This window comes from Marseilla massiliensis (assembly GCF_016899955.1).
Classification (GTDB): Bacteria; Bacteroidota; Bacteroidia; order Bacteroidales; family Bacteroidaceae; genus Prevotella; species Prevotella intestinigallinarum.
In genome coordinates this window covers 100,090-113,265 of the sequence record NZ_JACJJL010000003.1, presented here as the reverse complement: position 1 = coordinate 113,265, position 13,176 = coordinate 100,090, and the positions used below count along the sequence as shown (strand labels likewise).

General features: G+C 51.3%; 5 protein-coding genes. All 5 read right to left on the bottom strand.

All coding sequences use genetic code 11. The features are described from left to right. Positions 1–312: 312 nt before the first annotated feature. On the bottom strand, positions 313–2,682 hold the full coding sequence (locus H6B30_RS02650; RefSeq protein WP_205107633.1) for a ricin-type beta-trefoil lectin domain protein: 2,370 nt from the start codon (positions 2,680–2,682) through the stop codon (positions 313–315). 2 nt (positions 2,683–2,684) lie between these two features. Next, entirely contained in the window at positions 2,685–6,353 is a 3,669-nt protein-coding gene (locus H6B30_RS02645) for a glycosyl hydrolase (RefSeq protein WP_205107631.1), read from the bottom strand. Between the two features lie 36 nt (positions 6,354–6,389). Next, complete coding sequence (locus H6B30_RS02640) at positions 6,390–8,153, bottom strand: RagB/SusD family nutrient uptake outer membrane protein (protein ID WP_205107629.1); 1,764 nt, start codon at positions 8,151–8,153, stop codon at positions 6,390–6,392. A 21-nt stretch (positions 8,154–8,174) separates the two neighbouring features. Beyond that, entirely contained in the window at positions 8,175–11,318 is a 3,144-nt protein-coding gene (locus H6B30_RS02635; RefSeq protein WP_239483459.1) for a SusC/RagA family TonB-linked outer membrane protein, read from the bottom strand. A gap of 162 nt (positions 11,319–11,480) precedes the next feature. Next, the gene (locus tag H6B30_RS02630) at positions 11,481–13,175 is read right to left on the bottom strand and encodes a fasciclin domain-containing protein (protein WP_205107625.1); all 1,695 of its coding nucleotides are present in this window, start codon (positions 13,173–13,175) and stop codon (positions 11,481–11,483) included. Position 13,176: the final 1 nt, after the last annotated feature.

Sequence of the window (13,176 nt, the reverse complement as noted above, 5' to 3'; positions counted from 1 at the left end):
ACCTCCACCGTAGCGTTTTCAGGCGCCCAGTACGCCCATCCACAGGCATGCCTCTTGCCTCCTCTTAAACCGACGGAGACGGTAGGTTGCAATAGCCTGGTTGCCAACGAATTGCAAAGCCTGCCGTTTGAGACTTCAAAACGTGCCGTTCCGACAAATGAAACGGCACGTTTGACGTTACGCAACCACCCGTCTTGAACGCGCGGCATTGCCGCAAGCCAAGACAAACAGTCGCTGCCCGTGCGTAGCCACGATTGCGGGCATGGGCCAAACGCCGACGTCAATGCTTTAGGCACAATAGACCGGGCGCCCCTACTTCACTACTTTCATACCGTTGACGATGTAGATGCCTTTGGGAAGGCGCTCAAACGCAGAAGCATCGCTACCGACAAGACGGCCATCCAACGAATAAATGCCCGACGAACGACAGGCCCTGCCGGCATCGACATCATCGATGCCGAGTGACGTCGACGACTCCTTTCCATAGAAATACAAGCGAAAGTCGTCAAAAATGCACCAATACTTATCAGGCATACTTGCCGAACGGATGCCCAGTTTCAATGAGCCGCCTTTGTTTGGGTTGTCATACACCACTTCGTTTTCGTACATCCCTTTCGAGAAGTATATGCTTGCCGACTGCATGTCGTTGGGTATATACATGGCAGGGGCACCGACGGCAGACTCGCTTCCGCCCAACCTGCTGCCAGAAGCGCCCGCACAGATGTTGCTCAACCGCTTGACTGCAGACCACAGATACATGAATGCCGTCACCTTGCTCTGCCCGGCAGAGTATTTTGCCCAAACGTCGGAAGCCGACCCGGGACGCTGGAAGCCTTTGACACGCAGGCTGTACGTGCCTGCTGGCATACCGGCCAAGACTTGGTTCATGTCGAAGGCCTTGCTGTAAAACTCGCCGCACGAATAATTGACAACAGGCGACACGGCCCAGCCGTCGGTCGTCTCAAAGCCCGGATTGGCCATCATGTATGTGAGGTCAAAGGGCTCGTCGGCGCTCTTGGCCGCCACGCTGTTGAGGAATGTGCCCACTGCTTCGCGCAGGCCGTCCCTGGCCGACTCCAACTCAGCCATGTCGTCGGAACTGCCCACGACCTCGCGCGCCCGTGCCACAACCGTAGCCATGTCGGCGTCAAGCCCGGCAACATTCTCTATATGGGGCACGGCAACAAGCCTCTCCAACTCGGATATTGAGTTTTCTATCTCCGACTTGATTCCATTTACCGACGCAGTGCTTACCTCGTCGATGTCGTCGGCAGACAGTATCAGCCACCGTTGGCTTTCAGCAGAGTTTGAGATGTTGAAAGTGGCGGCCGCCGTTGCTCCGCCGGGGGCAGCCTGCAGGCAGTTTGGCGTCCAATTGCTTTCGGGGTGAACTATCCAATATCCGCGGTTCGACAATCTGGCCATGCCCGCATATATGTCATTCCGCCCACGCATGAGCTGGAAATCTTCTGCCGTCGCAGGCACCGCCACTGCCGACGTGGCTATGCCCCCGGGCCCGGGAGATGCATAACTCATATACCTGCCGGTAGAAACGTTTTTCAACTGATAGTACTGGTTTTGCGGCGTAAACGTGATTGTCCATGCCGCGCTGTCGTTGCCTGCGGCCTCTTCGGCCGACATCTTCTTCCAGGCCAGCGCCCCATTGGCGGCCACCATGAGGTAAGAGTCGTACAGCCCGCAGTCAACCGACTCGTTCTTGATGTAGTATTTCCTGCCCTCTTCATGGTTGAACGCATGGTACGGGCGCGCAAAGCTCGACACGGTATGCTGCAGTCCGTCCTCACCGAGAGCCTGGCAAACAAGGCTGTTGCCTATATAAAGCACCTCGGAGCCGTCGTCCTCGTGCGCTCCGTTTATGCCGTATGGCCACAGATGCTGGTAGTCGCCGTTAAGCCTTGCAGAGTTGTTGTTTTCCAAAAACCTTACCACCTCAGTCACACGGTCGCCCAACCATGCACCTGTGCCATAGCCATCGCCGTTGACCGAAGCCCTTAGGTTGTGGCGGCTCCACTCCGTGTCGGCCCATGGTATGACGCCGACGCCATGAAGCAGCTCGTGAAGTATAGTGCCAGTGCGCTGATACGAGGCGTTGGGGCCAACCCTTACCCATCCTCCATAAGAGCAATCGGCGGTGTTCACCCCGGCTTCATAGCCTACGCTCGTAGAAAAGCCGGTAATCGACGTCAGGTTGTTCCACCAGTCAATGGCGCTCTTGGTAGCATTGGCTATTCGGTTACGGGCGTCATCGGGGCCACCATCACGTATGGTATATTCTATACGCCCCATTGGTATGGTGTAAAACCTTATCACTTGGCCATAATGCGCAGTACCATCATTGCCAATGGCATACGCACGCATATAATATAATGTGGAAGGATTAAGGTTCTGCAACCAATATATCTTTCCATTTTTCGACAGGTATTTCACAGTCTTGTTGTCGTCGACTGTTGGCTCCGGTGTCTCAGCCCAACAGAAACCGGTCTCACGGATGTCGGAGCCTGTAACGGTCATACGGCCGAAAGCCATCGTTGCCCCCCTGGCAAAACGCTTGTCGGTGGTAACTGTTATGTCGCCGGCAAAAACCCGCAGTGACATAACAGCCAGCATCGCCAACACAGACAAAGCCTTGTTGTCAACCATGAATAGTCTGTTCTTAATCATGTTCATCTCACTACTTTAATTGCTTTACCGTTAATTACCTTCAAATAAACCCCTGACTTGGGTTCATCTTTGTACCTTACGCCGTCGAGAGAATAATATGCAGGCGTGGCCCCGTCGGCCTTGGCATTGCTGATTGACGACACAAGCATGCCGACAGGAAGGGTTACCCCGCTCCAAGCGGCGAGCTCGCTGATGTTGTCGAGGCTCTTGATGTAGGCGGAGTAGTTGCCAATCGCGGCCCTCTCATCCCTGTTGGGTGAGTTTTGCACAACCCATTCGCCATTCTGCAAGACCAGTCCGTTCTCGGGCGTGGTGGCAGAAGTTATGAACAACCCGTTGAGCCCGTTGGGGCCGGGCGTGCGCCTTGCAACCTTCTCGCCTGTCTCATAAATCACCACATCAGCATGGTCTGAATAAACCACACACGGCACACCGGCTGGCGTGCCGGCAATCTCCTCCAGGCAAATCTGCGACTTACCCTGCGTGATGCCTGCAATTTGATAAAACCTTACCCCCTTGGATGGTGCCGCGTCGTAAGGCAGGCAAAGGGTAAACCACCCACTGCCGTCGGTTTTGTAATGATAAACGGGAAGATGGCGGAGCACAAAATCGGTTGCCCACCAGCTGCCCTCACGCATGTCGCCCTTACCACCATTGTCGCCATAAGGCTTCCACGCATTGTCTATGGCGTTGGCTTTGGTTGCGGCAAACCCAATGGTTAGGGTATCCCTGTCGCCTACATACACCGGCGGTGTTGTCAATGTCTGCCATTTGCCATCCCCCGATATGGTGGGGATGTCCATGTAGTCGGCCGACAATACCGGCGAGACAATGCTGTCGCCTTTATACAACAGGTATGAATGCTGGTCGGTGATGCAATAATGCTCCGTCGACGCCTTGCACTCCAATACATACAAACCGTGTGAAAGATATTCGCCGTCGGCATCCTTGACTATTGTCTGCGACACAGCCATCGACTTGTCGTTCGACTCCGATGCGCCCAAACCGTCCCACTGTGCCCGCCAGCACTTTTTGCCATCGGCTGTCATCACGCCCTGCTGTCCGCCGGCGTATGACCCAGATTGAACCCAATCGGCGGTTTGCTGCTCAAACGACGGATATTTGATGAATGTGGTGGCATTTAACGGCATGCACGACGAAAGCACGCCTTCCATATTTTCCACCTCGCTCAGATATGTCTCTGCCGACGATGTCTCCTTCAGCACAGCCATCGACGCCTCAAGGCTTTCGCTGCCGTCAAACCCTTCGCTGATGGCAGCGTCGGCCAAGACAGCCAGCGAGTCGGCCTTGCGCTTGCCTTGGATGGCCTTTATGGTGTTGTCGACAACGGCAACCAACGCCCTCAAATGGGCCTCAGTTGTTTCGGTACGCTCCAACACCGAACTGACGCCGGCGTTAAGGTTTGGCAGCGTTTTGTTGAAGTCTATCAGCATGCGGGCCCTGTTTGCCTCGGCCATCAACCCGTCGGCAATGGCTGCATCCTTTGAAGCAAACAGCCGCGAAACCATGAATTGATCAAACTGGGCGCACGACCTTAAATATGCGAGTGAGACAATGGCCTTGCTGTAAGTACCCGCATTGAATGCTGTTGCATATTTCGACCACACCACGTTGTTGGGTATTCCAACCACGGTAGAGTCTTCGGTGACACCATCGCGCGTCATGCTCAACTTGTTTACCGACATGCCGTTGAAATAAGAGGCTACACTAAAGTAATAGTCGGCCCCTTTCTCCAAGTCGACAACGGTCTTGACGGCACCGGCCTTGTCAGGCGAATGGTGTGAATATGCCTGCAGATATGTGCCGCCGTCGTATCCGCCCTTGCCCATGACCTCGAAGTCGGGCCACGACAGCTGCCTGCCTTCGCCATTGGTCCACCCGTATGTGCCGAAGTCAAAGTTGCCGTTTGGCAACAAGTTGCCTCCTATGTAGTAGGTTTTCCCGCCTATGACAAGCGCATCGCCGGCTACCAACCTGTCGGGAACAGCCGTTGCCGACTTGGCCGTGAAATAATCCTTGCCATCGGCATAAACCACATGTATGCGATACTCTGCACCATCGAACGCCCCGGTATCTTCCAGACGGTAGTCGGCTTCACCTTCTTTCAGCTCGACCTCCGCCAAGGGTTCCCAGGCGGCGCCTTTCTTGCGGCGCTCCACAAACATGCTCTTATTGTATTCGCCATTAGGCTCGTGCCAACTGAGCACGGCCACCCCGTCGGCAGCGCTGAAGCGGCACGAAAGGTCCGACGGTGCCCCCTTCGACTTTGGCAGCTTCGGAATGAACTCATAACGCTTGTTATATCCTATCACTCCGGGCAAGGCTGCATAGTTTTTGCCGGCACCGGTCAACACGCCATTGACATACAGTTTCGACCTGTCGGCCTCTGAATTCCAGTATGAGAAACGCTCTACATATCCGTAACCATTCATCAGTTCGGTCAGCTCTTTCACCTTGTCGGCATTCTGCCTCCTGGCCTCATCGTCGCTAAGCGAAGGGTTGAAAGCTCCGTTGCGATTCCACGAAGCGCCCCAACACCATTCGGATATCCACAACGGACGGCCATAGTTGTTATACCACGACTGCAGACCATAGAAACTGCCTGACGGCCAATAGGAATGCACGTCAAGCACATCGCAACGCCACCCCCTTGCATCAACGGAATCAATAAACTCTTTCAGCCAACTCAAGCTTCCGTCATGAGACGACGGCGAGCACAACCGCAAACCGGTGGCCATGAGGCGCTCCCAGTTTGCCAGCACCTCTGCCACGCTCTGCGGATGGTCGTCGGCCTTGTTGCCCGGCTCGTTGTTCGTCTTCATCGTAGGCGCCGAAGTGGTATATCCATTTCTTCCGCAATCGGCCACCGACGGCCAGCCCTCGTAAATATGGTGGGCCACACACTCACGGTCGATGCCCGTGTCTTCGCCCAGTCCGAACGAATAGCACCATGTTGTGTTCAAGGCATCATTCGAACCAGAACGCGTATCATTGGCCAAACCCTTCTTGCTGGCGTCATTCCATTTGAAGATACGGTATGACGATATGCTGCGGTCGAGTATTGCGGGCATTTCAGCCATTTCCAAGTCTTCGGTGTCGGCTATGAAGCAACGGCTGTAGCCATAACCACCCGCACGGGTTGAAAAAGTGACCATATAGCCCCTTTTCAACTTGAAGCTGCGTATCTTGTTGTTAAGCTTGCCGTCGCTGAGCGTGTTCATGAAGCCACCGCTGCTCTCGAGCCTGAAGTCATTGACCGCCTCGCCCGTGAAATTCTGGCCGCTGTAAACAGTGAGCGGCCTGAGGTCGCTGCCGTATGGCAGTATCATGGCCCCCTGGTTGTATATCTTTACCTGGCATGTCTTATTGTTGACGGCTTCCTGGCCGTTGATTCTGACATGAGGCAGAAAGGCAAGCAGCCTTGACGGCTTGACATTGTCAAACACAACCACGGCATGGTCAACGGCCGTTATATTGATGCTGCCCGTCATGGAAAACGGGGCACTGTCTGTTATGTGATAATCAACATCATCGGCAATAACCACATCCGAGGTGACTTGGCCAACAGTCACCACCTTATTGGCCGACTCGGCAACCGAACCGGCAAGAAGGCCGAGGGACAGTATTGCCCATCTATATGACATATTCATTCGCATAGTGAATTCATTATGTTTATTAGACAAGCGTCACTTAATACCCAACTTACCATTCCACGACAAGAACCAATTAGCCCTGTCGGTAAGGTCTGCCTTTATTTCCGACTTGACCTCGCTTATGCGCTCTGCCCCCCTGCGGGCGTAAATACGGTCAGCAAGATAGCTTGGGTCATTGCGCCTGAGGGCCACACGCAACAAATCGTAATAACGAACGCCCTCAAAAGCAAACTCCAAGGCACCTTCGTCGACAATCATGTCCTCTACCTTGCGTATCTGATAGTCCAGACGCTCCTTTTCGCTGAGGGTGGAATCATCGGGCATAAGATAGTACTTGTTGTACTGGCTCTGGCCGCAACCACGCGAATGCAATCCAATGGTATTGTACGAATGTTCCGCCCCGGCATCAAGCACGATGTAGCCCGAATTGGAACTGTACGGGAAATTGAAAGACTTGACGAAAGCCGAGTCTGCCGGGGTCTTGCAATACGGCAGCACATCTCGCTCAATCACTTTGTTGTTAACCCCCTCCGACAATATCTCGTAGGCAAAATGCGGGTAGCCGGCACGATTCAACGCCTCGGCAAGACGCAGGTAAACAGTAGCCCGACGGTAAACGTGGATGTTTCTGGTAAGGAACTTGCTGACGACCTGCCTCGTCACAGTGTTGCCCTCATAAACCGACTGATATGACCTCCAGCAGGAAACAAGCCTCAAGTCGCCGGCACGATTTCTCGTGAGGTTTGAAGGAGCATACACCGTATCACGTCCGTTGTTTGCCAAATAACACCAAACCTGACGCTGCGACAACTCCTTCAATGACTCAGATGGAACAAGGCTGACCTTGTAATCATTGTCTGCACTGCTGTTGTATATATTGCGCAACTGACTGTAGTTGCCTTCAGAAGGTATGGAGTCGCCGGCTATCATCGTAATTATCTCACGGTCGTTGGTAAAAATCTCCGAGTTGAACATGTTGCTCCAATTGTCACCGATAGATACCCACTCCGGGCCGTTCCACATCACACTGCGTGAAGTGATGGGGAAATACGAATTGCTACCGTTGGCGGTGGTGATGTACTTATAATAAGCCATGGCAGCCTCCTTGTAATTTCCGGCCCACAGATTAAGGTCGCCCAACAACACATATATCGGGAAGTACAGCATACGGCTGTCGGTAATACCGATATTGCCTAACCCGGGCATCTCGACCTCGGCCAGCGGAGCGATGTCGGCAACAAGTGTATTGCACAAATCAACGATATCCTTTTCCGGGTATTTTGCCTCGGCCTGCTCTTTCGTCGTTATTGGCTTGGTATAAAATGGCACCTTTCCATAATTCAACGCAAGCTGCAGATAGGTCCATGCCCTATAGGCTTTTACTGCTGCATACTCCTTGATGAACAACGACTTGTTGGCACTGTTCCTAACAGCCGTGTCAGCCTTGGATAAGTAGAGGTTGCAGTTGTTGATCACAGCATAATAGTCCTTGGGGCTGTTATACCTGTTCCCGTCGCTTACGTCAAACTGTGCCAACTCTCGCAAATCGGCGTTTGCAGAATTTGTAACGTCAACCAAATCACCCCTGACTTCACCAAGAAGGACGGTGCGGTCGCCCAAAGCCTGCATCTTTGACATTATTCCGGTAAGTGAGTAGATGGTATCCGACGACTTGTTTAACTCATAATCATCGGCAAAAATCACGTGGTCGGAATCTTGGTCGAAGAAATCACTACATGCCGACAACAGAGACGATGCGACAACAAGCCCGCCAAACAGCAGATATTTCGTTTTCATATTTTCGTTTATTATTATGTTTTACAAATTGATTCTCACACCGGCAACAAACGAGGCGCTTTGCGGCAGCTGGCCACAGTCTATGCCCTGCCCTATGACAGATGTCGTGGCAGAGAACTCCGGGTCGGAACCGAGGTACTTGCTCAGCGTCAAAAGTTTGTTGCCCTGTATCCAACACTCGAGGCCTTGTATGTACTGCGAGCTAATTGGCAGGCGATAGCTCAAGGTCACTGTTTTCAAACGAAGATACGAACCGTCTTCAATCCAACGGTCACTGAAACGCGAGTTGCCCATAGGATCCTGGAACACAACCCTCGGCACGTTTGTCACCTGGCCTTCTGACTGCCACCTGCCAAGCAGGTTGGTGGTCTGGTTAATGAAACGGCTGCCTCCCTCCAACTGCGAACGCATATAGTTATAAACGTCATTGCCCAGACTGTAATTGAAACAAACATCAAGTCTGATGTTCTTATATGACAATGATGTGGAAATATTGCCGAAAATATCAGGATTGGGGTCACCGATAATGAAACGGTCGTTCTCATTTATCTCGTGGTTTCCATCCCTGTCGACGAAAATCATGTCGCCTGCACCATAATAATGCTTAGTCACGCCATTGGCGTCAAGAACATACAATCCGGCAGCCTTTGCCTGCTCTGACGTTGAATACACACCCTCGGTCTTGTAGCCGTAGAACATATTGACGGGCGAGCCAACCTCCGAACGTATTACTGCACCATACATCTCGTTGTCAATGTGTGTCTTGTTGTCTGGCAACTCGGTCAGCTTGTTCTTATAGTGCCCCATGCTGGCTCCTACTTCCCACTGCCAATTGCAATTTGAGATGACCTTGACCATTGCAGCTACATCAAGCCCTACATTCTCAAGCTTCCCACCATTAGACCAGTTGGAATCGAGGCCGGACAAGAAACCGATGCTCTGCATGGTCAGCAGGTCGCTCGTCCAGCACTTATACAGGTTGAACGACAACGACAGACGGTTGCTGAGCATTTTTGCATCGAGTCCGATATTGACGCGGCGCGTGGTCTCCCACTTTATCTGCGTATTGCCAATGCCATCGATAGACAAGCCCGACAGTGCATGGAGGAACAGTTTTGACCTCAGGTAGCTACGCGCGGCATAGTAGTCGATGTCGTCGTTTCCGCTGACGTCGTAACCTGCCGACAGGCGCAAATAGTCGAACACCGAGGATTTGGCCATCCAAGGCTCGTTGGTCACCACCCACGATGCCTGCACCGACGGGAACACACCCCATCTGGCACCAAACAGGTCTAAACCGGAAGCCTCGCTTCCGAAACGAGACGAACCTTCAATGGTGACATTGCCCTGCAGGAAATACTTGCCCATATAATCATAGTTTGCCTGCAGATACCAGGCCAGGGAGTTCCAATTGTCTTTAGTTCCAAACGAACTGGCATTCATAAGGCTGGAACTCATGAAAGGGGTTTTGTCGCTGCCGGTGTTGTATCCCAACTGATTGTTGAGCAAATACGACTCCCACAAAATGCGGGCACCACCAAACAACTCTAAGTTGTGTGCGTCGTACCTATTATGCCAAGACAAGCGAGTGTCGCTCATGACCGAGTTTTGCTTTGAGAAAAGCGAACGCACCTCATTGGTCCTGAAGCCGTTGACGGCTGCAACGTAGTATGACGGCACACCATTGATAGGAATATAGTATTTCTCATTGGTGTTTACCAATGTATAGCTAAAGTGCTCGCTTATCGACAGATTGGGCGAAAAACGGTATTCGGGCCATACTGATATGTTTAACAGCGAATTTTCAAAGCGGTTCTTGTTTGAAGCCTCTGCATACTCATTCAAGGCTACGGGATTGGCAAGTTTCCAGTTGTAATCAGGATAGTTGGCCAATGCCTCGTCCAAGTAGCTCTCGGGAACAATATCGAGATGCGAATCGGATATGACACCACGGCCGAAGGCGTAGGGGCTGAGGAACGGCGCCTTGGCATAGGCCAGGAACGCAGGCGACGTTGGGGTGCCTTCGCTATAGCCGGAAGGAGCGCCATCGTCCCTTATGTCGCGTGTTATGTCGGCAAATGAAGCATCAAACCTCACAGACAGATTCTTGAGCAGGTTGATGTCTGTATTGAACCGAACGTTAAGGCGCGACATGTCGTTATACTCCATGGTGCTGTTCGCCTTGGTATATCCGACCGACAGATTATATGTGGCAACATTGTCACCGCCTTCGACTGTTATGCCATAGCTCTGAGATATGGCCGTGCGGTATATCTTGTCTTTCCAGTCGGTTTTGTTATGGTACTGGTTGTAATAATAATAGCCTGGATCATTGTTAAGGAACTTGAACTCCCTGTTTTTCGACAAAGTGGTCTTCAGCATCTCCGAGGCATACCCCCTGTACTGCTCGGCATCCATCATGTCGATGAACTTGGGCATGGTGGTCACGCCAGCCGAGAGGGTGGCAGAGATACGTGTAGCCAGGCTTCTGCATCGATGTGTCTCTATCAGTATGACACCGTTGGCACCTTTTGCGCCATATAGCGCAGTCCCGTTGCGAAGCACTGTAACCTTGGCAATGTCTGCCGGGCTTATGTTTGAAAGGATGTCGTTGGTAAACCCGTCATGAATCATCGTTCGGCCATACTGCTGGTCGAGCACAACGCCATCGACAACGACAAGAGGCTGGGCATTGACATTCAACGAATTAATGCCGTTGATAAAGATGTCGCCACCTATGCCGGGTGTGCCGTTACGCATTTTGGTATAGGCCATTCCGCCCAACTGCTTTTGTATCTCCTCCTTTACATTCAGGGCAGACGTATAGTTGAACGATGTTGCGCTCTTGCCGCCAAACTCATTCTGTTCGTCGCTGTAGTCGGCAGTGAATGACATTGAATGCATTACTGCATCATATTGCCTCTCGCCCTTAAGCAACCCGATGACCACAGGATTGTGTTTCGGCTCTGAAACAATCAACGAACTGGAAAACACAGGGACATAAAGCTTGTAGGTACCATCTTCCTCTGTAAACGTACTGTAGCCCTCGACATTCATGGCCTTAACCATTGCACCAAACACAGGGTTGCCATCGGCATCTGTAACACGCCCCTCGACAGCACGCAGAGTATACTGCCGTTGCTTTGGGGTATCGGATTTCTTCATGACAACATCTGGTTCGTCGGTCTGGGCCAACACATTAGGAGCATACACCAACATCCCCATGCATAGCATTAATGCCCCAGCCGGAACACAATAACGTGTTTTATTATATCTGATATTATTGAGCTTCATTTTGATGTCACTTTATAGTTATGTTAATAAGTTTTATTCTTCATCATGTGGCTTGAAAACAATGCAGTCAATGCGGAGGATACGGTTGAATACTCCTTTCCTCACATCAGCGTTGCTTACACGCGTATCGAAGATAATCTTAACCTGCGGCTGCATGTTGGAACCCCATGAACAATACGGCACCTTGACATTCTCTGCCACCAGGAACGTATCTACAGCATCGGGAGTTGTCTGCAAAGCCTGCTGAAGCAAAGTCCAGTTAGACTCCTTTGCAGGCTGCTTCCCGTTCTCGTCGTTATAAGCCATCCTGACTCTGAACTTGGTAGGCAGGCGATCTGCTGCAGAAGCCAATGTGTCGCCGGCTAAAGCAGGAACTGTTACGACATAAATATCGTAGCCGATGTTTGACAAAACACCAGGTATGTTGAACACTGCCTTTATGTTAGTTGCAGCGCCACTGGCAGGAGATATCTCTGAATAGGATTTGCCGGAAATCTTATCATAAAACTTATTACTTGGCGACACCTTGTAGATGGCCAACGGAGCATTTGTCGAAGCCTGGTCAACGGAGTCGAGGCGCTCATTGTTTTCTCCTTCGGCACGTATAGTCTGGAAGAATGTCTGTGTCTTGTCTATATGCCAATCACCGGCCTTATATATGAGGCCATTACTGCATTTGTCAGACGTTGACCCATAAAAGACACCACCCGGCTCGAACGGACGTTCATATTGGTAATACTTGTCTGAACTTGAGCCATAAAAGAAACGACGCATCCCATACGGTACGGCATTTGTAGACATGGCAGAGTCCTTGACCGACTGGTCACTGTTGTTGGTACGACTGAATATCGTTCCACGGAGCAAGGCCATGCGAGCATTGACAAACTGCAACGAGTCACGCTTGTTAACAGACTTGTCGTACTGGAAATATTTCTCGTATTCTGGCACCAAAGCGCTCCACACATCATTGGTAGGAACAACCATCCAATATGTGCTGTCCTCAGAACTGAGACGGGCTTCCAACTCTACAAAAATTTCATTAGTCAATGTCGTAACGGAATCAAGATACTGGGTCTTGCCGTCAACGATGTCGCCGGGCACGCTCAATGCCGGCTGGAACTCATACTTATTGAAAGAATAAAGGAAGCGCGCAACCGAATCAAGGTCTGCATCTTTTTCAAGATATTCAAACACATTCGGGGAATATTGCAGCCGACCGTCGACCGTGTACAGGATACCGTTGCCAACTGTTTTGCTCGACGACATCTGTGACCCACCAATAAAACTGGAAGTCAGAGGCAAATACTTGCCGTTCATCATAACGATTGAGTCGTTGCTCAAGCTGGATACGGAATAGTTGTAAAGGGCGATGTGATTTTGGACAAACTCCTTTATTGTCATGTTATCGTTGTCTTTCACATGCTTGGCTTTCTGCTCATTGTATACCGATATCAGAGCATTTGCATCCTCTGCAGTGAAATAATCGTTTGTCGGAGCAAACACTGTAAACATCTGAGAACTTACCAATGACGAATCATACCCGCATGCTTCGATGACGCGTGCGAAATTTGTCAGATTGGGATTGGATGAAACTGCTTCCCACAAGTTTCCGTCATAAGGAGAACCCATGTTATAGTGCTCATCCCAATTATCAGTACATGCCACAATGCTCAAGGCCACCGCAACAGTTCCCAACAACCTTTTGTTTGTTATATTATATCTTGCCATA

Coding starts and splice junctions, on each gene's coding strand:
- H6B30_RS02650 (WP_205107633.1), bottom strand. CDS start 2,682: ATGATTAAGAACAGACTATTCATGGTTGACAACAAGGCTTTGTCTGTG.
- H6B30_RS02645 (WP_205107631.1), bottom strand. CDS start 6,353: ATGAATATGTCATATAGATGGGCAATACTGTCCCTCGGCCTTCTTGCC.
- H6B30_RS02640 (WP_205107629.1), bottom strand. CDS start 8,153: ATGAAAACGAAATATCTGCTGTTTGGCGGGCTTGTTGTCGCATCGTCT.
- H6B30_RS02635 (WP_239483459.1), bottom strand. CDS start 11,318: ATGAAGAAATCCGATACCCCAAAGCAACGGCAGTATACTCTGCGTGCT.
- H6B30_RS02630 (WP_205107625.1), bottom strand. CDS start 13,175: ATGGCAAGATATAATATAACAAACAAAAGGTTGTTGGGAACTGTTGCG.